This window comes from Neptuniibacter pectenicola (assembly GCF_001597735.1).
GTDB lineage: Bacteria > Pseudomonadota > Gammaproteobacteria > Pseudomonadales > Balneatricaceae > Neptuniibacter > Neptuniibacter pectenicola.
The window spans coordinates 1-444 of sequence record NZ_LUTS01000085.1; the positions used below are offsets into that span (position 1 = coordinate 1).

At 48.2% G+C, this 444-nt stretch carries 1 protein-coding gene and 1 pseudogene; both read left to right on the forward strand.

Translation table 11 applies throughout. The annotated features are described in order from the left end of the window. Positions 1-123 (forward strand): annotated as a pseudogene (locus tag A3773_RS17910) (pyrroloquinoline-quinone synthase PqqC); the annotation flags it as partial. After that, complete coding sequence (gene pqqD / locus A3773_RS16970) at positions 116-397, forward strand: pyrroloquinoline quinone biosynthesis peptide chaperone PqqD (RefSeq protein ID WP_156473568.1); 282 nt, start codon at positions 116-118, stop codon at positions 395-397. The pseudogene A3773_RS17910 and the gene pqqD, both read left to right, overlap by 8 nt. The last annotated feature ends 47 nt before the right edge of the window (positions 398-444 follow it).

Here is a 444-nt window from a genome sequence, read left to right on the forward strand (position 1 = left end):
TTTAAACTGGATGTCCTTTGGAGCATGCTGGATGCAATGACCATGGCGTATGAGCTGAAACGTCCACCGTACCATACCGTGACGGATCAGCGGGTTTATCACAAAGGGCTATTTAATGAGTGATATTGAGATAACACCGGCCTTAGTGCCGGTGTTAAATAAAATGTTTCGCTTTCAGTGGGAAAAAGCACAAAACTGTTTTGTACTGCTTTATCCCGAAGGAATGATCCAGCTGAATGGTCCTGCAGGTGAGATTCTTGCCTTAGTGGACGGTGAACGTTCCGTTGCTGCTATCACGTCAGAATTAGAGACTAAGTTCCCTGATGCGGGCGACCTGAGTGGTGACATAATAGAGTTTCTAGGAGAGGCACATGGCCAACACTGGATCACCTTGTAACGCACAACCGACGCTACCGATCATCAGCGACGACAAAGCCCACGGGC

Coding starts and splice junctions, on each gene's coding strand:
- pqqD (WP_156473568.1), top strand. CDS start 116: ATGAGTGATATTGAGATAACACCGGCCTTAGTGCCGGTGTTAAATAAA.